The sequence below is a fragment of the Devosia sp. J2-20 genome (genome assembly GCF_055808475.1).
Genome location: NZ_CM147870.1, coordinates 240995 through 260705 on the forward strand (window position 1 = coordinate 240995; position 19711 = coordinate 260705).

Annotated in this window: 22 protein-coding genes and 1 tRNA gene; 12 read left to right on the top strand and 11 right to left on the bottom strand. The window is 62.9% G+C overall.

Annotated features, from left to right (window positions below; genetic code table 11):
• Nucleotides 1-56: 56 nt before the first annotated feature.
• Nucleotides 57-2801: a preprotein translocase subunit SecA gene (secA, locus tag AC0L37_RS01210; protein WP_212659708.1), complete on the bottom strand. Its 2745-nt coding sequence runs from the start codon at nt 2799-2801 to the stop codon at nt 57-59.
• A gap of 378 nt (nt 2802-3179) precedes the next feature.
• Between secA and AC0L37_RS01215 the strand changes: the two genes are divergently transcribed.
• Entirely contained in the window at nt 3180-3563 is a 384-nt protein-coding gene (locus tag AC0L37_RS01215) for a SurA N-terminal domain-containing protein (protein ID WP_282222215.1), read from the top strand.
• The gene (locus AC0L37_RS01220; protein WP_282222214.1) at nt 3560-4072 is read left to right on the top strand and encodes a peptidylprolyl isomerase; all 513 of its coding nucleotides are present in this window, start codon (nt 3560-3562) and stop codon (nt 4070-4072) included. Before AC0L37_RS01215 ends, AC0L37_RS01220 begins: the two co-directional genes overlap by 4 nt.
• A gap of 8 nt (nt 4073-4080) precedes the next feature.
• Here AC0L37_RS01220 and AC0L37_RS01225 read toward each other — a convergent pair whose 3' ends face one another.
• The gene (locus AC0L37_RS01225) at nt 4081-4692 is read right to left on the bottom strand and encodes a TetR/AcrR family transcriptional regulator (protein ID WP_212659706.1); all 612 of its coding nucleotides are present in this window, start codon (nt 4690-4692) and stop codon (nt 4081-4083) included.
• A 101-nt stretch (nt 4693-4793) separates the two neighbouring features.
• On the opposite strand from AC0L37_RS01225, the gene AC0L37_RS01230 reads away from it, so the two are divergent.
• From AC0L37_RS01230 to AC0L37_RS01250, 5 genes are all read left to right on the top strand, one after another.
• Complete coding sequence (locus AC0L37_RS01230) at nt 4794-5021, top strand: putative antibiotic biosynthesis monooxygenase (protein ID WP_282222213.1); 228 nt, start codon at nt 4794-4796, stop codon at nt 5019-5021.
• A 130-nt stretch (nt 5022-5151) separates the two neighbouring features.
• Nucleotides 5152-6384, top strand: a complete 1233-nt coding sequence (gene argJ, locus AC0L37_RS01235; protein ID WP_212659704.1) for a bifunctional glutamate N-acetyltransferase/amino-acid acetyltransferase ArgJ — start codon at nt 5152-5154, stop codon at nt 6382-6384.
• A 2-nt stretch (nt 6385-6386) separates the two neighbouring features.
• Entirely contained in the window at nt 6387-7136 is a 750-nt protein-coding gene (locus AC0L37_RS01240; RefSeq protein ID WP_212659703.1) for a GNAT family N-acetyltransferase, read from the top strand.
• Complete coding sequence (locus AC0L37_RS01245) at nt 7133-7537, top strand: (deoxy)nucleoside triphosphate pyrophosphohydrolase (RefSeq protein ID WP_282222212.1); 405 nt, start codon at nt 7133-7135, stop codon at nt 7535-7537. Before AC0L37_RS01240 ends, AC0L37_RS01245 begins: the two co-directional genes overlap by 4 nt.
• A gap of 34 nt (nt 7538-7571) precedes the next feature.
• Nucleotides 7572-7763 (top strand): Flp family type IVb pilin, encoded by a 192-nt coding sequence (locus tag AC0L37_RS01250; RefSeq protein WP_212659701.1) that lies wholly within the window; start codon nt 7572-7574, stop codon nt 7761-7763.
• Nucleotides 7764-7779: 16 nt separating this feature from the next.
• Here AC0L37_RS01250 and AC0L37_RS01255 read toward each other — a convergent pair whose 3' ends face one another.
• Together AC0L37_RS01255 and AC0L37_RS01260 are read right to left on the bottom strand one after the other, a co-directional pair.
• Nucleotides 7780-9258, bottom strand: a complete 1479-nt coding sequence (locus AC0L37_RS01255) for a M48 family metalloprotease (protein ID WP_282222211.1) — start codon at nt 9256-9258, stop codon at nt 7780-7782.
• Nucleotides 9258-10097 (bottom strand): thermonuclease family protein, encoded by an 840-nt coding sequence (locus tag AC0L37_RS01260; protein ID WP_473313946.1) that lies wholly within the window; start codon nt 10095-10097, stop codon nt 9258-9260. Before AC0L37_RS01260 ends, AC0L37_RS01255 begins: the two co-directional genes overlap by 1 nt.
• 144 nt (nt 10098-10241) lie before the next feature.
• On the opposite strand from AC0L37_RS01260, the gene AC0L37_RS01265 reads away from it, so the two are divergent.
• Nucleotides 10242-11396 (top strand): D-alanyl-D-alanine carboxypeptidase family protein, encoded by a 1155-nt coding sequence (locus tag AC0L37_RS01265; protein ID WP_282222209.1) that lies wholly within the window; start codon nt 10242-10244, stop codon nt 11394-11396.
• A 3-nt stretch (nt 11397-11399) separates the two neighbouring features.
• On the opposite strand, the gene AC0L37_RS01270 is transcribed toward AC0L37_RS01265, so the two are convergent.
• From AC0L37_RS01270 to AC0L37_RS01295, 6 genes are all read right to left on the bottom strand, one after another.
• Entirely contained in the window at nt 11400-11564 is a 165-nt protein-coding gene (locus tag AC0L37_RS01270) for a sulfurtransferase TusA family protein (RefSeq protein ID WP_473315466.1), read from the bottom strand.
• A 46-nt stretch (nt 11565-11610) separates the two neighbouring features.
• Nucleotides 11611-12105 carry a CAP domain-containing protein gene (locus AC0L37_RS01275; protein ID WP_282222207.1) on the bottom strand — a complete coding sequence of 165 codons (495 nt, stop codon included), beginning with the start codon at nt 12103-12105 and terminating at the stop codon, nt 11611-11613.
• Nucleotides 12106-12234: 129 nt separating this feature from the next.
• Nucleotides 12235-12747, bottom strand: coding sequence for a GNAT family N-acetyltransferase (locus AC0L37_RS01280; RefSeq protein WP_282222206.1), 513 nt, complete (start codon nt 12745-12747; stop codon nt 12235-12237).
• A 131-nt stretch (nt 12748-12878) separates the two neighbouring features.
• Nucleotides 12879-12955, bottom strand: a tRNA-Arg gene (locus tag AC0L37_RS01285).
• Nucleotides 12956-13098: 143 nt separating this feature from the next.
• Complete coding sequence (locus AC0L37_RS01290; RefSeq protein WP_282222205.1) at nt 13099-15555, bottom strand: beta-glucosidase; 2457 nt, start codon at nt 15553-15555, stop codon at nt 13099-13101.
• A 90-nt stretch (nt 15556-15645) separates the two neighbouring features.
• Entirely contained in the window at nt 15646-16068 is a 423-nt protein-coding gene (locus AC0L37_RS01295; RefSeq protein ID WP_282222204.1) for a DoxX family protein, read from the bottom strand.
• A gap of 95 nt (nt 16069-16163) precedes the next feature.
• On the opposite strand from AC0L37_RS01295, the gene AC0L37_RS01300 reads away from it, so the two are divergent.
• The 4 genes from AC0L37_RS01300 (at nt 16164) to AC0L37_RS01315 (ending at nt 18598) form a co-directional block, all read left to right on the top strand.
• Nucleotides 16164-16601, top strand: coding sequence for a winged helix-turn-helix transcriptional regulator (locus AC0L37_RS01300; RefSeq protein ID WP_212659692.1), 438 nt, complete (start codon nt 16164-16166; stop codon nt 16599-16601).
• A gap of 113 nt (nt 16602-16714) precedes the next feature.
• The gene (locus AC0L37_RS01305; RefSeq protein ID WP_212659691.1) at nt 16715-17029 is read left to right on the top strand and encodes a YrhK family protein; all 315 of its coding nucleotides are present in this window, start codon (nt 16715-16717) and stop codon (nt 17027-17029) included.
• A complete protein-coding gene (gene aac(3) / locus AC0L37_RS01310; RefSeq protein WP_282222203.1) occupies nt 17029-17808 on the top strand; it encodes an aminoglycoside 3-N-acetyltransferase in 780 nt (259 codons plus the stop codon). Before AC0L37_RS01305 ends, aac(3) begins: the two co-directional genes overlap by 1 nt.
• Before the next feature lie 106 nt (nt 17809-17914).
• The gene (locus AC0L37_RS01315) at nt 17915-18598 is read left to right on the top strand and encodes a hypothetical protein (RefSeq protein WP_282222202.1); all 684 of its coding nucleotides are present in this window, start codon (nt 17915-17917) and stop codon (nt 18596-18598) included.
• A 10-nt stretch (nt 18599-18608) separates the two neighbouring features.
• Here the strand turns inward: AC0L37_RS01315 and AC0L37_RS01320 are convergent, their stop codons facing one another.
• Complete coding sequence (locus tag AC0L37_RS01320) at nt 18609-19631, bottom strand: L,D-transpeptidase family protein (protein WP_212659688.1); 1023 nt, start codon at nt 19629-19631, stop codon at nt 18609-18611.
• Between the last annotated feature and the right edge of the window lie 80 nt (nt 19632-19711).

A 19711-nucleotide genomic window follows, 5' to 3' on the forward strand; every position in this document is an offset into this window, starting at 1 on the left:
CCGCGTGGTTGGTACCCATATTGCATTTTGACGCCGGCTTGTGCCCGAGGCCTGGCCTAGAACTGGCCGTGGCAGTGCTTGAACTTCTTGCCCGAGCCACAGGGGCAGGGCGCGTTGCGCGACACGCCGACCAGCAGGGCCGGATCGATGGGCTTGAGCGACGGATCGCCGCCCGTGGCACCCAGCGAATCGGCGACGGTATCGCCACCATCGGCGTCGTTTTCACCGGTCAGCGGATCGATATGGGTTTCGCGCAGGGCGCTCAGATCAGCTGTCGGCGGCGCGACGGGGCGGGGCTGCAGTTCGACATGGCTGAGCTGCGTGGTCACCAGCTCGCGCAGGTTTTCCAGCAGGCTCTGGAACAGCTCATAGGCTTCCTGCTTGTATTCGCTGAGCGGATCGCGCTGGGCGATGCCGCGCCAGCCCACCACCTTGGACAGGTGATCAAGCGTGACCAGATGCTCGCGCCACAACCCGTCAATGGACTGCAGGACGATGGATTTTTCTACCTGACGCATCACGGTTGGGTTGGACGAGCCAGCCGCTTCCATGGCTGTGATGGTGCGGGCTTCCTTGGCGGCAGCGTGTTCGTCAGCGGCAGCGAGCAGGCGCTCGGTGACGATTTCGGCGTCGATGCCTTCCTCGGCTGCCCACTCAATGACGGGTACGTCGATATTGAGATAGGTCTTGGCGGCTGCCTGCAGCTGCTCGGCCTTCCACTGCTCGGGATAGGAGCGGGCGGGGATGGCCTTGGACACGATATTGGCGACCACGTCGTGGCGCATATCGATGACGATTTCGCTGATGTCTTCGGCGTCCATCATTTCGAGGCGCTGTTCGAAGATCACCTTGCGCTGATCGTTCATCACGTCGTCGTATTTCAGGATGTTCTTGCGGATATCGAAGTTGCGCGCCTCGACCTTGCCCTGGGCGCGTTCGATGGCCTTGGACACCCATGGGTGGGTGATCGATTCGCCCTGTTCCAGTCCCAGCTTGCCGAGCATGGAATCCATGCTGTCGACCGGGAAGATGCGCATCAGGTCATCCTGCAGGCTCAGGAAGAAGGCGGAATGGCCCGGATCGCCCTGACGGCCGGAACGACCACGCAGCTGGTTATCGATACGGCGGCTTTCATGGCGCTCGGTGCCAATCACCATCAGACCGCCAGCGGCCAGCGCCTTGGCTTTTTCCTCGGCAATGGTGCGCTTGATCTCTTCGATCTTGGCCTCGCGTTCGGCGCCTTCAAGATCAGCGGCTTCCTTTTCGATGCGCATTTCGAGATTGCCGCCGAGCTGGATGTCGGTGCCGCGACCAGCCATGTTGGTGGCAATGGTGATGGCGCCGGGCAGACCGGCATCGGCCACGATGTGGGCTTCCTGCTCATGGTGACGCGCATTGAGCACGTTCATGGTGCCGACATTCTTCTGGCGCAGCAGTTCGGCCAGCATTTCGGACTTTTCGATCGAGGTGGTGCCCACCAGCACGGGCTGGCCGCGGTCCTGACATTCCTTGATCAGATTGGCGATGGCCTCGAATTTTTCCTCCGCGGTGCGGAAGATGGCGTCTTCGTCATCGATACGCTGCACCGGCACGTTGGTGGGGATGGTCACCACGTCGAGCTTGTAGATATCGGCGAATTCCTCGGCCTCGGTGGCGGCGGTACCGGTCATGCCGGCCAGCTTGTCATAGAGGCGGAAATAGTTCTGGAAGGTGATCGAGGCCAGGGTCTGGTTTTCTGGCTGGATCTTGACGTGTTCCTTGGCTTCAAGCGCCTGATGCAGGCCCTCGGAGTAGCGGCGGCCCGGCATCATGCGGCCGGAGAACTCGTCGATGATCACGACTTCGTCGTTGCGGACGATATAGTCCTTGTCCTTGCGGAACAGCTTGTGCGCCCGCAGCGCCGAATTGGCGTGGTGCACCAGGGCGACGTTTTCCACGTCGTACATGGAATCGGACTTCAGCAGCCCATCCTCGGCCAGCTTGGCCTCGAGCTTTTCAATGCCGGCATCGGTGAAGGTCGCCGAGCGCTGCTTTTCATCGAGCTCGAAATCGCCCTCTTCGATGATGGGCATCAGCGCGTCGATAGTGGTGTAAAGCGTAGAGCGATCCTCGGACGGACCCGAAATGATCAACGGCGTGCGCGCCTCGTCGATCAGGATGGAGTCGACCTCGTCGACGATGGCAAAGGCGTGGCCGCGCTGCACCATCTGATCGCGGGTATATTTCATGTTGTCGCGCAGATAGTCGAAGCCGAGCTCATTGTTGGTGCCGTAGGTGATGTCGGCAGCGTAAGCCTGCTTGCGCTCCATATCGGTCATGCCGTGCACAATGGTGCCGGTGGTCAGGCCGAGGAAATTGTAGATCTGGCCCATCCAGGCGGCGTCGCGCTTGACCAGATAGTCGTTGACAGTGACCAGGTGAGTGCCCTTGCCGGTCAGGGCATTGAGATACATGGGCAGGGTTGCCACCAGCGTCTTGCCTTCACCGGTGCGCATTTCGGCAATGCCGCGCTCATTCATCACCATGCCGCCGATCAGCTGCACGTCGAAGTGGCGCAGGCCAAGCACGCGCTTTGAGGCTTCACGCACCGTGGCAAAAGCGGGGACGATCAAATCGTCGAGATCAGCGCCCTTTTCGAGCTGCGCCTTGAACTCGGCAGTGCGGGCCTGCAGCTGCTCGTCGCTGAGTTTTTCAAGCTCGGCTTCGAGTGCATTGATGGCGGTGACTTTGCCCTGATAGCGTTTGACGTGCCGATCCGATGTAGACCCGAAAATCCGCCGGGCGAGCGCAGCTAGTGCCATGTGTCAGGTCCTTCGATTTACTCATCGGGGGCGCGGTCGGGGGTGCGGATGGGCCCCGCCAGGCCATCGTCAGCGCGATGAGAAAGCCTTTCCGGCTTTGAATTTATGTATCCCCGCCGGGCGGCGGAAAAGCGCGTGAGATGTAAGAGCGGGCCCTTGTCTTGTCAACGTCGCCGAAATCAGCGACACCTGCCTTGGCCTGCCGGAATCCGGGCAGAAACGGGGCTCGGAGCCCTTTGGTTGCTGACGAAATGGGGCGTGGCACAATTTGGCCGCCTTAGGGTGTCAGCCAGCCAAGCAAATATTCAATGGCACAATCTGCCAGTCACCAACGCGCCGGGACGCGCTGCAACAGCGCCGGCCAAGGAGATCGACCCCATGAAATTTTCCCCCATGCGCCTCGCCTGCACCGCTGGCGTGATTGCCGCAATGATGGCTGGCACCGCGCTGACGCCGTCCATGGCGCAGGACGCGCCGGCCGCTGTCATGCCCGAAACCGTGGTGGCCACGGTTGACGGTTCGCCCATCACCGAGGCCGATCTGGGGTTTGCCGCCGAAGATCTGGCGCAGGAGTTGCAGCAAATGCCTCCAGAGCAGCGCAAGCCGTTTCTGGTGCGGGTGCTGATCGACATGAAGGTGATGGCCAAGGCTGGCGAAGCGGCCGGCATGGCTGACACCCCCTGTTCAAGCAGCGCCTGCAATATCTGCAGGACCGTTCGCTGCGCCGCGCCTATTTCGCCGAGACCATTGCCCAGGGCGTGACCGAAGAAGCCGTGCGCGCTGAATATGACAAGCTGGTTGCCGACTTCCAGCCGAGCCCGGAAATCCGCGCCAGCCACATTCTGGTGCCGACCGAGGAAGAAGCCCAGGCCGTCAAGGCCGAGCTGGATGGCGGCGCTGACTTCGCCACGCTGGCCAAGGAAAAGTCGATTGATCCGGGCGCGGCCAATGGCGGCGATCTGGGCTTTTTCGGCAAGGGCATGATGGTCGCGCCGTTCGAGACGGCCGCTTATGGACTGACCGAGATCGGTCAGGTGTCCGAGCCCGTGCAGAGCCAGTTCGGCTGGCACGTCATTCGTCTGGAAGAAAAGCGCGATTCCGCCCCGCCAGCGTTCGAGCAGGTGGCCCCGCAGCTGCAGCAGCAATTGCTGATGACCACATTTGACGACACGGTTGCCAAGCTGATGGAAGGCGTGGCGATCGATATTCCGGATGCCGAGCTGTCCGCTGCGGTGGACGCACAGACCGAAACCGAAGCACCAGCGCAGTAAAACCTGGTTCAGGTCCCGGGGGCGCTGAGCCCCCGGACCATCTGCCGGGCCACCTGCCGAAGTCTTGCCGGGTCCCGTTCGAGCCGCTCGGTGAGCAGGCGCTGCCAGATAAAGCCCGCCACCATATCGGCGGCCAGTCCCACATCAATATCGTCGGCCAGTTCGCCCCGCTCCACGCCCCGCGCGAAGATCGTGCCGGTCTGCTTGCGCCGTTCGCGGGCATATTCGGCCAGTGCCGCTGCAGCGGTGGCGTCGCGCTGGGCCTCGGCAATGACGTAGCGAAAGATCTGGCCAGCGCCGCTATCGCCCCAATGGGCAAAAATTCCGGTCAGGAAAACCAGCAGGTCCTCTTCAACTGACCCGGTGTCGCTGTGCACATTGGCGGGCTTTTGCCGATGATAGACATCAAGCAGCAGGGCTGTCTTGTTTGGCCACCACTTATAGATGGTGGGCTTGCCGGCGCGGGCGCGCTTGGCCACCGCCTCAATGGAAAACCCGGCAATGCCGGCTTCAGTCACGATGGCTTCGGCCGCCATCAGAATGGCGGCCTCGGTCTCGGGGCTGCGGCGGGCGCCGATGGAACGGCGGCGGTCTTCGGGTTCAGGCTCTGGCGTACTCATGGGCACAATATCGGGCAATTCGGTACCGAAGAAAAGGACTTGAACGAAACGTGTCGTTCCGTTACATAACGAAACGTACCGTTTCAATTGGGAGATGACAGATGTCTCTTGCTGCCCGCCTTCGCCTGACCCTGATGATGACCCTGGCCGTCTATCCTGTGGTGACGCTCTATCTTTACGTTCTGATGCCCCTGACCGCTGGCTGGACCATCTGGCAGCGCAGTCTGATCCTGGTGCCCATGATGTCGGCGACAATCGTGCTGGCCGTGGTGCCGTTCATCAATCGCCGCTTTGGCGCCTTCATCGCGGGGCGTCAGCCAGCTGCCTGACGAGGCAGCCCTGGGCGTCAGGGCAGACGTCCCCTTCAGCTTCCGGCGCGGGGTATCTCGCGCCGTCTTGCGAATGGCGCATGTTTGGGGCACACCAAAAGCCTGTCTGCTCGCAACAAGGTTCCGCCCGATGGCCCATCCGGTTTCTCCGCTCGCTCCAAAATCCTATCCGGAACTGCCCGCCATTGATGGCGTGCGCTTTGCCACTGCCGAGGCGGGCATCAAGTACAAGAACCGCACCGATGTGCTGCTGATGGCGTTTGACGCGGGCACCACGGCGGCCGGGGTGGTCACCAAATCGAAATGCTCGTCAGCGGCGGTGGATTGGTGCAAGGCCAACCTGCCCGGCGGCCTGGCGCGCGGCCTGGTGGTCAATTCGGGCAATGCCAATGCCTTTACCGGCGCCAAGGGCGCGCAGAGCGTGGCGCTGACGGCCGAACTGGCCGCCAAGGCGCTGGGCTGCAGCACCGCTGAGATCTTCCTGGCTTCGACCGGAGTGATCGGCGAGCCGCTTGATGCCAACAAGTTCGAAGGTGTGCTCGATACCATGGCGACCCGGCTGGGCGATGGTCCGTGGATGGACCCGGCCAAGGCCATCATGACAACCGATACCTTCCCCAAGCTTTATGGCGCGATCCTCGAGATCGACGGCGTCGAGGTCAAGATCAACGGGATCGCCAAGGGCAGCGGCATGATCGCGCCCGATATGGCGACCATGCTCAGCTTTGTGGTCACCGACATGCCAATTGCCGCGCCCGTGCTGCAGGCCCTGCTGAGCCGTCACGTAGCTACCAGCTTCAATGCGGTCACCGTTGATAGCGACACCTCCACTTCCGATACGCTGCTGGCCTTTGCCACCGGCAAGGCGGCGGTCGAGCCGATCGAGAGCCTGGATGATCCGCGCGCCGAGACCTTTGGCGAAGCGCTGCGTGATGTGCTGTTTGATCTGGCCATTCAGGTGGTGCGCGACGGCGAAGGCGCCACCAAGCAGGTCTCTGTGCATGTCGAGGGAGCGGTCGACGATGCCAGCGCCTTCCGCATCGCCAAGTCGATTGCAGATTCGCCGCTGGTCAAAACTGCCATTGCCGGGGAGGACGCCAATTGGGGTCGTGTGGTAATGGCTGTGGGCAAGGCGGGCGAGCCCGCTGATCGCGACAAGCTGTCGATCCGCTTCGGTGATCTGCTGGTCGCCAAGAATGGCGAGCGCGCCCCGATCTATGACGAGGCTGCCACCAGCGCCTATATGAAGGGCGAGGATCTCGAGCTCACCGTCAGTCTGGCGCTCGGCGAGGGGCGGGCCACGGTCTATACCTGTGATCTGACCCATGGCTACATCACCATTAATGGCGACTACCGGAGCTAGGCATGGCATTGCCCAGTGCTGCGGTGTTCGAGCAGGCCGGGCTAAAGGCGTGGCCGGGGATCGAGGTTGAGTGGGATGGCGCCTGGGTGCGCCGGGCCACCAATGGCTACACCAAGCGCGCCAATTCGGTGCAGAGCCTCGACATTGCTGATGACGCCAATGCACCCGCCCGGCTGGCGGCCGCGATCGACTGGTTCGGCGCCCGTGGCCTGCCGCCGGTGTTTCGCATCACGCCATTGGCGGGGCCCGGCATAATCGCGGCGCTGGATGCCCAGGGCTGGGGCAGTCTTGACGCCAGCTATCAGTACGCCATGACGCTGACCCCGGGTGCGCCCGAGCCGGGTGGCCAGACCTATGATGTGTTTGATCCGGACTATCTGGCGATCCACCAGCGACTGGCAGGTTATTCCGAGGCCCGGCAGGCCGGTCTTAAGGGGCTGCTGGCGGTGCTGACCGTGCCGGCGCGGGGCATTGTGCTGCGCAATGATGCAGGTGTGCCGGTGGCCTCAGGGCTGATGGCGATTGCCGATGATATTGTGGTCACCGGCAATGTGGTGACCGATCCCGGCCAGCGCCGCAAAGGCCACGCCGCCGCGATGATGCGGACGGGCCATGCCTGGGCCTATGGGGCCGGGGCGCGGATTGCCGCGCTCAATGTGCAGGCCGACAATGTTGGGGCGCAGGCGCTCTATCAGGGCCTAGGCTACGCCTATCAATATGATTATCACTATCGTCTTCCGGGGGGCTTATGAGCCAAACTATTCTGCTCGTGGTCGCCTGTGTGCTGGTTGATGCGGACCGGCGCGTACTGATTGCCCAACGCCCGCCGGGCGGCTCCATGGGCGGGCTGTGGGAGTTTCCCGGCGGCAAGGTCGAGCCGGGCGAGACGCCCGAAGCCGCGTTGATCCGCGAGCTTGAAGAAGAGTTGGGCGTATCCACCAAGACTGCCTGTCTGGCACCGCTGTCCTTCGCCAGCCACTCTTACGAGAAATTTCACCTGTTGATGCCAGTTTACGTCTGCCGAAAATGGCAGGGTACACCGGAGCCCAGGGAGCATACCGCACTTAAATGGGTGCGGCCGCAGGCCCTGCGGGACTATCCAATGCCGCCGGCCGACGAGCCGCTGATCGCCGCCCTGTGTGATCTGCTCTAGCCCGTTGTGGGGGTCACGCTTCTGGAGAGCGAGCATGCTGAAGGCGAGTATTACGGCGTTCATCGATGACGAATCGGGCGCAACGGCAATGGAATATGCTTTGCTGGCAGCGCTGATCGGGATCGCCATCGTTGGCACATTCGCCACGCTCGGCAACGGGCTGCAGGGCCTGTTCAACAATGGCGCGGCCAATTCAATCAGCAGCGGCGCCAATTCCCTGAACTAACAGTCGAGCAGACGCATTATTGCAGCGTCACGACCTTGTACTGCTCGCCGACCGTAACGGGGTCGCCGGGGTAGAGGTCGTTGATGATGTAGAACAGATCGCTGCCCCGACTGAGTGCGCTCATCTGGCGGGCCAGTGAATCGGCGGTGTCGCCAGCCTTGGCCGTGACGATGCGGATTGCCACCTTGCGAATGCCCGAAATGTCGCTGGCCGTGGTGCGGCGGAAGCTTTCGAGCGTGGAGGCGGCACCCTGGGCAAAGCGGGTGCTGTCAGCCTTGGCGGCAAAGATGAAGCGATAGACCTGGCCATCCAGGCGCATTACCGAGACGCGGAAGAACCACTGATCGGTCTGGGCCAGACCGGTCGCCATCTCGATGCCGTTATGGGTCTGGCTGTAGACGCTGTCGGTCTTGAGGCCGGCGATCCAGCCCGATTTGAGATAGTCGGTCAGCGCCACGTTGGGCTGCACATCGGCGCTGTCAAAGCGCACGGCCTCGCCATCGCCCGCCACGCCGACAACCGCGCTCTGGGAGTTCTGCAGCGTATAGCCCTGCGGCACGGTGAAGGTGAATTTGGATGCCGGATGTACGAATTGGCGGCCAATGATCGAGCCCTGGGCGGGGCTGTCACCAAAGGTCAGGCCCGCGATCGAGGCCAGATAGCCAGCACGGTCGACCTCACCCAGGCCCGGCTTGCCGAACATGGAGCGGGCGGTGTCGATGGCCTTCTGAATGCGGGCAGGGGTGGAGGGATGGGAAGACAAGAAGCCCTCATTGTCCTTGCCAGCACCGGCCGAGAAAGTGGCAAAGCGGCTCATCACGCCCAGGAAGCGGGCGGCGGCCTGCGGGTCATAGCCCGCCTTGCCGGAAAACTTGATGCCTTCGCGATCGGCCTCGAGCTCCTGGCTCTGGCCGAAGGCGGCCAGCGACTCGCGGGTGCGGCTGGCGGTGGCATCGGTGGAGGTGTCGCCACCGAACACGCTGGTAATGACGCGGTCGACAATGGCGGTGGTGCGGGTGCGGTCGGTGCGGGCTCGGGCATGGCGCAGGGTGACGTGGGCGATTTCATGGGCCAGCACGGCTGCCAGTTCGCTGGTGTCGGAGGCCAGCGCCAGGATGCCACGCGTTACATAGATATAGCCACCGGGCAGAGCGAAGGCATTGACCTCGGAGCTGTCCAGAATGGTCACCTGGAACTGGGCATTGGGCTGGTCGGCAGCATCGAGAAGGCGGCCGACAATGCGGGCCACCATGATTTCGGCGGGCCGGTCGGAATAGACCCCGCCATAGGCGGCGATGATGCGCGGGTGTTCGCGCCGGCCGATCACGGCGTCATCGGGATCGGTGCCTTCGGGCACCACGGTGGGCGCAGGGCGGTCGCCGGTCTGGCTGACCGCAATGTTGGAGCTGGTCAGGGTCGTGCAGGCGGCAAGCGCCAGCAGCGACACGGCCATCAGCCCGTTGCGCAAACCCTTCGCGATATGCCCCTTGCCCATCATCGTGTCGCCAGAACCTCAAGCTGTTTGGGATGGGTGATCTCGATGCGTGGACCATCCCGGTCATCCACCCATCCTCGTATGCGCACGAACGCCCCTTCGAGCACCAGCGGATCAACGCCGGCCGCCTTGAACAGTTTCAACCCGGGCGCTTCAATCACGGCGGTGAAGTCTTGCTTCCAGATCCGGCCAAAATTGAGGTAAGCCCGCCCGCCGCGATGCTCGGCGTGCAGAATTCTGCCTTCGACAAGTTCGTAATGGCCCGCCTTGGTGAGCAGGTCACCAGGCGCGTCCGCCGCACGCACGCTGTAATAGGGATCGCGCCAGATGCCAAGGCCAGACAGACGGGCGCGGCCCTCGGCAGCGAACAACAAATCGAGACATTGACGGTTGTCTGGGAAGGAATAGACGCGGGCCAGTCCCATGGCGACCATGGCGTGCTGGGCCCAGGTAGGCCCGTCCGGCGTGTCGACGAAGACATGGGCCAGCTGGCGGTCATAGCGGTCGATCTTTTCACCGCCATAACCCAGCTGCACCGTCTTGTTGAGCACCATGACCTCGAGGGCGGCCTTGGCCTCGGGACCCATTGGCCAGGTGTCAAAGCCATCGCGACCCAGAGGCAGTTTTGGTGCCTGGGTACCGATCATGCGCACCACCCGGCCGTCATTGAGCACGATGGTGTCGCCATCGGTCACTTCCACGACCGTGCCGCCCGCCACCATGTCCAGTGCGGGACAGGCGATGGTTGCGGTGGACACCGATGAGAGCGCCGCGAGCGTGGCAAGCTGGACAAGACTGGTATTGAGCAAATCGGGCCCCGGAAAGATTTCGTTCACCATGCACCCAAATACGGCAAAAAATCATTACCATGCGTTCATGGCTTCAAAAGCCTGTCAGCAGCGCCCTGGCTCGGTTGAGCCAGAGCGGTGGCGCTGGTAAGAGGGGCGGGTTTTCAATACCGCATTTTTCGGAGCCGTTCCGCTTTGTCGATTGTCCGCCGACTTGCCCTTGTGGCGCTGCTTGCCCTGCTCAGCCTGGGTCGTGCACACGCCAATCCGATGCTGCTGGTCGATATGGACACGCTCGAAGTGCTCTATGCGCAGGAGGCTGGCCAGCCCTGGCACCCGGCCTCGCTGACCAAGATGATGAGCGCCTATGTCACCTTCGAGGAAATTGCCAAGGGCAATATGACGCTTGATACCCCGGTGGTGCTGTCCAAAAAAGCAGCCGGTCAGGCGCCCTCCAAGACCAGCCTGCCCGCGGGCAGCGGTCTGACCCTGAAAGACGCGCTCTACATCATGGTGGTCAAATCGGCCAATGACGTTTCCATGGCGATCGCGGAAACCGTTGGTGGCAGCGAAGCGGGGTTTGTCGCCAAGATGAATGACGCGGCGGCACGCATGGGGCTGACGGCGACCCATTTCACCAATCCCAACGGGCTGCACGATCCCGACCAGTACACCTCGGCGCGTGATCTGGCGGTGCTGGCGCTCTATATCCGGCAGAGCTTTCCGCAGTATCTGCCGCTGTTCGGCACCGATGTTGTGCGGCTGGGCAAGGCCAATCTGGAATCCAATAACAGCCTTCTGACCAGCTTCGCGGGCACGACGGGCATGAAGACCGGCTTTGTCTGTGCCTCGGGGCTGAACATGGTGGCCACGGTCGAGCGCAATGGCCGCAATCTGATGGCCATCGTGCTGGGCGGCTCATCTGCGCGCGAGCGCAATGAACGGGCGGCTGAACTGATCCTGCGCGGTTTTTCCGGCGCGGTGCGGTCAACCGGCCAGCAGGTGCTGACCCTGGCCAATAATCCGGGCGTGCCACCGGTCGATATGCGGGCCCAGATCTGCGGCAAGGAAGCCAAGACCTATGTCGCGGCGCAGGAAGCGGCCTTCCCGATGGGACTGACGGGCCAGCCCAGCTATCTCAATGATGTGGTGCCGCCGCGCTCCTATGTGGCAACCGATCTGGGGCGTATCGCGGTTGGGGTCAGCCTGCCGCGCCCACGCCCGGCGCATCTGCCGCAATTCGCTGCGCCGGTTAGCGCTGAGGCCGTTGCAGGCGATTTGCGGCCCAGCCTGGCGGCTGCCGCGACCAATGCAGCGCCGTTCCCGAGGCCGCGTCCAAACAACCTCTAGGGCTCAGCCCTTGATGATGGTGAAGTTCATGGCGTCGTCCTGGGTGACGAGGCTGCACTGATGGCCGTTCTGACGGCAAAACAGCGGGATATCGATCTTGGCCATCGGGTCGGTGGCCAGAACGTTCAGCGTGGCGCCCGAGGCCATGGCCTCAAGGCGCTTTTCCATTTTCAGCACGGGCAGGGGGCATTTGAGCCCCCGTGCATCAATGATCTCAGCGGGCAATGACCAGCACCCAGTGCGTGCCATAGGTCGAACTGCCGTTGAAGCTGACAGCGATACCGGCTCGCGATGCAGTGCCGGTCAGGCCAGCGGCATCAGCGGGATTATTGCGCCAGCCTGAAAAGGTTTCGGCAAAGGTGGCGTAACCCGCGCTCAGCTTCATGCCGGCCAGATCCTGTGGGGTCTGGGGCGGGGTGCCGGTGCGGGCATATTGATCGGCCAGGGCCTGCGCGGTGCCGTCCAGCCCGGTATCATGGCTGAGGGCCGCCAGGCCCTTGGTGGCGCGATAGGCGTTGATCATGTCGATGGCCTGGGCGCGGTCGAGGCTGGCGCCGGGCTGGTCCATGCGGGCCGACAGGCCCGGTGCCAGCGCGGTGGCTGAGCCGCCGCCCGCCATGCCGCCCATGGAGCAGGCCGAAATGGTCAGCGCGGCAAGAAGCGCCGCAAGCGGCAAGACGGCTGGTTTGAAATTACGCAGAGCGGGCATGAAACTGTCCTGAAAGGCAAAAGTGGCTGGCAGGCCGATATAGCCGCACCAAGGCCAAATCATGGTGTGCAGCGGTGATACACCACTGCGATTGCTGAGGAATGAATGCACGACCGCAGCCAACGGCGCCTAGGGCGTGTGCGGCTCATCGAGCCGGGCCATCAGGATGATGTCCTCGAAACGTTCGTCGATATATCGCGCCCTGCGTTTGCGGCCTTCCTCGATAAAGTCCAGACGGCGATAGAGGCTGATGGCTCTGGCATTGCTGGCGTGGACCTCCAGTTCAATGCGGCTCAGCCCGATCTGGCGGGCACGAGCCAGCGTCGCCAGCAGCAATTGGCCGCCATGCCCCTGACCGCGCCAGGCGGGCAGAAGACCCATCCCCATGCTGCCGACATGGCTCTCGTAGTCGCCATCACTGCGCACGATATCGCACCAGCCGATCAGCGTGTCATCGCAGATTGCCACAAACTGGGGGTGGCCGTGGGCAATATTGCTGCGCACAAAATGGGCGGCACCATCGGGGCTGGGGCCTGCCATGCGGCTGAGATAGCGCCGCTCTCTGGCCACCAGATCCACCGCAGCGCGAAAACCTTCAATGTCACCTTCGGTGATGGGCCGTATACTGACCTCGTGCGCCATCCTTGCCGTCTCCCCTCCTGCTGGCTGAGCACTATGCCCAAGACGCTGGCACGGTCGAGCGCAAAAATGCAGGCGGGTGTCTGGGAGGGGTGACCGGACCGACGTCTGGCGCGACACCGCAGTCAGGTCAGTGGTGATCTCGGCGGGATTCGAACCCACGACCCCAGGATTAGGAATCCTGTGCTCTATCCGACTGAGCTACGAGACCACGCCTTTCCGATAGCAAATGTGCGGAAATAGCGAAACCCGTATGGTGCTGGCATCGGCAAACAAAAAGCAGCCCCGGTGGGGGCACAGTGGGTTCGGGCATGCCGCGCGAACCCACCATGGCGTCGTTGCGCCTTTCTTGCCCTAGACCGGCAGCATCAGCGTGGTGGCGCGGGTCACGCTGGCGCTCAGCGGCAGATCATCGGAAGACTGGCCCAACCGCAGGGTGAAACTGCCATTCTCGAGCAACCAGTGTTTGGACTGGGGGCGGAAAAAGGCAAAGGCGCGGGCGTCCAGTCTGAGGGTGAGCTTGGTGCTCTGGCCCGCCTTGAGCCAGGCCTTGGCAAAGGCCTTGAGTTCCTTTTCCGGGCGCGGGTCGGACGCCTCATCGTCGCATACATAGAGCTGGACCACGCTGGCGCCATCGCGGGCCCCGCTATTGGTCAGGGTGACGGTCACTGTCACGGCGCCATCGGCTTCAAAGGCGGTATCGTCCACCTGCAGATCGCTCAGGGTGAAATCGGTATAGCCCAGGCCAAAGCCGAAGGGGAAAAGCGGCTTGATGCCGTGCCTGTCATAGTGGCGATAGCCTACAAAGATGCCCTCTTCATAGCGCACCTTGCCGTCGAGGCCGGGATAGATTTCGGCATCCTGGCTCTGGGTGGGGTTATCGCTCCAGCGGGCGGGGAATGTCTGGGGCAGGCGGCCAGTGGGTTCGGCCGCGCCCGTGAGCACATCGGCAATGGCATTGCCCGCTTCCTGGCCGGGATACCAGGCCTGCAGCAGGGCGGCGACCGAGCCGATCCAGTCCATTTCCACCGGGCCGCCAGTCTGCAGCACGACGATTGTGTTGGGATTGGCCTTGGCAATGGCGGCCACCAGCTCGTTCTGCCGACCGGGCAGGGTGATCGAGGGCAGGTCGCTGCCTTCGGTGTCCCACTCGCCGCTGCGGCCAATGCAGACAATGGCAGTCTCGGCGCTGGCGGCCAGCGCGGCAGCCTCGGCAATGGCCTGGTCGCCCAGCGGCAGCCCGATACCGGCGGCAAAGGCGGCCAGCCCCAGCGTGGCAAAATCCTTGGTGGCAAATTCGATCACCACCTGATGGGCGCGTCCGGCTTGCAGCTCGACTGTCCCCACCACCTCGTCGCAGCCCTCTTCAAAGAAGGTGCGGCCCTTGGTCCAGTTGGTCCAGGCATCGGCGATCAGTTCGCCATCAACAAACACCTTGGCAAAGCCCGCAGCATAGATGCCGACGCGGTGGGTACCGCTGACTTCGGGGGTGAAGCTGCCGGTGATGCGGGCAGAAAAATGCATCGGATCGACCTTGCCCTCAGCAACATGGCCAATCCAGAAAGCCTGCGCCTCTTCCTGGGTGCCGATATGGACCGGGGCGCCCTCAAGCCGTTCATTGGCGAAATACGCCACCTGCAGATCGCCGCGCAGCAATGGCTCAAAGCGGTGATTGGTGCAGCCGGGGGCGTAGCGCAGGCGCTCCTGGCCCAGTGCGTTGATCAGTCCCTGCCAGGGCGAGATGCGATAATGGGCGTTGAGCTGGGCGCTGCCGCCCCCCATGATCTGGGCGGTCTTGGCATTGGGGCCGATCACCGCAATGGTGCCATCGCCCTTGAGCGGCAGAATGCCGTTATTCTTGAGCAGCACGGCCGCCTCGGCGCCGGCACGGCGGATCAGGGCACGGTGCTCGGGTCGGTCATTGGCGTGCTCGACAAAATCACGGTGGTCATCGAGCGAGCCGACGCGCTGCATCAGGGTGAGCATATCGACGACGCGCTGGCGCAGGGTTGCCCTGCTGACCGTACCGGCATTGACCGCGTCGATCAGCTTGTTGCCGCGATCGCGGGTCGGGCCGGGCATTTCCAGATCAAGGCCGGCATTGACCGTTTCGGCGGTCGAGTGCGAGCCGAACCAGTCGGACATGACGATGCCGTCATAGCCCCATTCGTCCCGCAGGACGGTGGTCAGCAACCAGTTGTGCTCGGAAGTGAAGGTGCCGTTGAGCTTGTTGTAGGAGCTCATCACGCCCCAGGTGCCCGCCTTCTTGACCGCCCACTCAAAGGGCACCAGATAGATTTCGCGCAGGCTGCGCTCATCGATCTCGCTGGAAATTGTGGTGCGCTCGATTTCCGACTCATTGCCGGCAAAATGCTTGATGGTGGCGCCGATGCCCTGGCTCTGCAGACCGGTAATATAGGCGCTGGCCAGTTCGGCGGTCAGGATCGGGTCTTCCGAATAGCATTCGAAATTGCGGCCACTGGTGACAGAGCGGTGGATATTGACCGTGGGGGCCAGCAGCATGTGGGCGCCCTTGGACTTGACCTCATCGGCCAGCGCCACGCCGACCTGTTTGAGCAGATCGATATTCCAGGTCGCGCCCAGCGCGATGCCCACCGGGAAGCTGGCCGATTTGACGCCGCCGATCAGCGAGCCGCCGCCGCGCGCGCCATTGGGGCCGTCGGTGACGCGCAATTTGCCGATGCCGAGACGATCAATGGCGGGCACCGACCAGAAATCTTCGCCCGAGAGGATGGCGACCTGTTCGTCCAGCGTCATCTGGTCGGCTAGCTGTTCGATGCGGTCAGTCATGGCAGGCCCCTATGTGTCTGTGGTGGCCTCCACAGATCGCACTGTCCGGGGTCGTGTCAATTCGCCCGGACAGGCAGATCAGTCGAAAAGTCAGCGGGGGCTGATTGGCGCCTTTTTGGTGCGGCCCCAGACGATAAAGAGCGAAAGGGCCAGCAGGACCAGATTCATGGGCAGCACGCTGAACTCTGCACGGCTGATATGGACGCCCATGGCGAGGACCTGAATGACCGAGAAACCAACAGCGGCCAGCGGCGTCAGACGCGGCAGGATGCGGGTCAGCGCGGGCAGGATGAGGCCGATGGCGCCGAGCACTTCCACGGTACCGATAAAGCGGGTCAGCATTTCGGGGTAGTCCAGTGCGTAGCTCATGCCCATGGCGCCGAGTGCTTCCATGGACTGGGTGAGCTTGTTGAAGCCGGCAAAGCCGTACATCAGGGCCAGAAGCGCCTGGGCGAGCCAGAGGCCGATATTCCATCCATTGCGGCCGGTGGCGCCGTTGGTCGTGTCCGTCATGTTGTATCCTTATGGCAGGTGCGACAACTGCGCCCTAGGCACAGAAGAGAACCATGACTATATTTGTGCCTAAGGAACGACAAGAAGGCACATTCATGTCACTGCAAGATGACGAGTTCAAATCGCTGCAAGACACCTCCAAATCATCCAACTGCACGGCCATGTCCGATGTGCTCAACCGGATTGGTGACAAGTGGAGCGTGATGGTTGTGGGCATTCTGGGTCATAACGGCACGCTGCGCTTTAACGAGCTCAAGCGCATGATCAATGGCGTCAGCCAGCGCATGCTCACCCTGACCCTGCGCAATCTGGAGCGCGACGGTCTGGTGACCCGCACCATCTATCCCGAGGTGCCGCCGCGCGTGGAATACAAGCTGACCGAACTGGGCAAGACGCTGCAGCAGCCAATCAACGCGCTGTGGAACTGGTCCTCGGAAAATCATGGCTCGATCATGGATGCCCGGGCCATCTATGATGCGCGTGAGACAGCTGTGGCCGCCGAGCCGCGCAAGGTCGCCTACGTCCGCAGCTGATCGGGCACGCCTGATCGCCACGGATTTGCCAATGCCGGGCCAATGCGATCTGCTGGGTCGGTATTGGCAACGCGCCATCCTCGCCTCGGCGACCACACCAGTTGGAGACGGCGATGAAGCTGTTCGATCACCGCCTGCGCACGGCCTCTGCGCAACACGCCGCCGCCGTGCGGCATTATGAGTTGGCCCGCACGCTGGTGGAATTTCTGGCGGCTATCGCCTTCATCGTCGGCAGCGTGCTGTTTTTCTATTCCAGCCTGCTGTTCGCCGGCACCTGGCTGTTTCTGATCGGCTCGATCCTGTTTGCGGTGCGCCCCAGCATTCGCCTGATGCTCGAACTGCATCTGATGCGCCTGCCCGTCCCGGCAGAATTTCAGCCTCTGGGCATGACGCAGCAGAGCGCATCAGACAGCGCATCTGCCCGATAATGATCACGCGCCAGGCGCTGGCTGAACAACTGGCCGAGTTCGGCCTTGTGTCTGGTGATGCTGTGCTGGTGCATGCGGGGCTGCGATCCATTGGCCCCATTCTGGGCGGACCGGATAGCTTGATCGGTGCGCTGACTGACGTCGTGGGACCGTCCGGCACGATTTTGGGCTATTGCGACTGGCAGTTCGATGATGGCGTGATCGATCGGGCCGAATTGCGCGCCCATATTGCGCCCTTTGATCCGGCCGCCTCCCGGTCGATCCGCGACAATGGCGCCTTTCCTGAACTGCTGCGCACCAGGCCGGGGGCCCTTCGGAGTGCCAGTCCGGGCGCCTCATGCGCGGCGCTGGGTGGCCGTGCCGCCTGGTTCGTGGCCGATCACGCGCTCGACTATGGCTATGGGCCGCAATCGCCATTCGGCAAACTGGTTGCCGCCGGTGGCAAGACATTGCTGCTGGGGGCGCCGCTCGACACCATGACCTTGCTGCACCATGCCGAGCATCTGGCCGACATTCCCGGCAAGCGGATACGTCGCTATCAGACGCCGATCCTGGTCGATGGGCAAATAGTCTGGCGCTGGTTTGAGGAATTCGATACCGGCATTCCGATTATCGACGGGCTGGCCGATGACTATTTCGCGGATGTCGTGGAGGATTTCCTCGCCACCGGACAGGGCCGGCGCGGGCTTATCGGGTATGCGCCATCGGTGCTGGTGGAGGCTTCCCCAATGGTGGAGTTTGCCGTCAGCTGGCTTGAACGGCGCTTCGGGCGTTCCTGAGGCCGGGATTGGCCAATGGCTGGTTTCTGACCATATCAGGGCCGCATTGTCAGGCGATCCCCGGGCTGGATCATGCTAGGGGTCTGGGACAACGGAGAGTGTTGCTGTGGCAGACGATTGGGCCGTCAAAGGCGTTTCACGAGATGACGAGCGGGTCGTGCCGGGCGACAGTGGCGCTAAACCGGCCCCTGAGCCTGTGGCCGCACGCCGGTCAACGGGTCTGCTCTTGAGCAATCTTGTCAGTATGGCGGTGGGCGTGATCGGTCTGGCGGCGCTGGGCGCCTCGGCCTGGGTCTATGCCGAAACCCAGCGCGACATCAAACGGGTCTCCACCGATATCGCGCAGATCCGGGTGAGCCTGGAGCTGTTCGGGCGCCAGCAGGGCGCGGGCAGCAGTGCGGCCAGCGATGATGGCGCCTTGCTTGATCTATCCAACCGGCTGGCGGTGCTTGAAGCCGAGCAGCGCATGGGCGGGGCGGCCACAGCCCTTTCGAGCTTGCCGGGCCTGCCCAGCGCTACCGTCGAGACCCCGACCATTGCAACGGGCGGCGACTGTCTGCCAGTGGGCATGCGGTTCATGGTGTCGGCAGGGGATGTCTATCCGGTATGCGGCACCAGCGGCACGGTGGGCATTGCCGCGGTCGATGATGGCTATATCACGCTGTCGGATGGCACCATTATTGCGCGCGGCGGCACGGTGGGCCTGCCCAATACCCAATGCATGCTGGGCGTTGTGCCCAGCGATGGTGGCGGGGTGAGCGACTACGCAGAAATCCGCGTCGTCTGCTGATCGATAAAACCTAGCGGGCGAGCCGGGGACGGGGCACGGGTGCGGTCTTGCCGCTCATGACCGGGGTTACCTCTTCGCCGCCAAACAGGCCGCCCAGGCCACCAAACAGATTGGTGACGGCGCCATTGACTGCGCCGTTGACGGCCTCGCTGCGCTCCTTGAGCGCGGCTTCCTCGGCGATGCGCCGTTCGGTTGCCGCCAGTTCGTCGGCCACAGCTTTTTCGTCGGCCAGCAATTTGGCCTGCAGCGCAGCGCTGCGGGTCACGGCAGGGCAGGGGCCGGCCGCATTGAGCGCACCGCCACCACTGGCGTTGAAGATATACTGGCGTTCGCACACATCCCAGGCCGGCGGCTGCTTGTTGAGCTCGAACAGGTCGTAGCCTTCCTTGATGTCCTTCCAGAAATTGAGGTGCTGGCTCTTGGCCTGCTTTGCCAGGTTGGTCGAGGTCATCTTGAAGGGGAAGATCTGCAGCTGGAAGCTGGAATTGCCGCCCTTGAAGCTCTCGCGGGCCAGCGCATAGATTTCGGCAATGCCGTGATCGGTCATGGCGTAGCAGCCGCGCGAAGAGCAGTCGCCATGCACCATCAGATCCGAGCCCGTGCGGCCATGGACGCGGTCGAACTTGTTGGGAAAGCCGGTATTGAAGGCCAGATAATAGTTGGACTTGGGATTCATCAGGCCCGGCGTGATCGTATAGAACCCCTCAGGGCTCTGCCGGTCGCCTTCCTTGATCTTGGGGCCCAGATCGCCCGAGAAGGCGCAAATCTCATAGGTGCGGAACAGCTTGAACTGGCCGGCGCTGGTGCGCTTCCAGACTTCGAGCGACTGCTCCTGCTTGAAGATGCGGATCATCATGGCTTCGCCGGGTGACGAGCCCATGGATTTGAGCGCCGAGACGACGCTCGACTGCAGCGGCTGGTTGTGCCGGTTGCTCGATGATTTGGGCAGGAAGCCACCACAGGCAGCCAGGCCGAAGACGACCCAGAGCAGAATGATCGCAGAGCAGATTTTACGAAGAACGGTGGCGGTCACGATGGCGCGGCCCAATTGCGAGAACAGTCGCTGACCTTTAGGGGCCAGTGGTTACCCAAGCATGAGAATTGCTGGTGAAT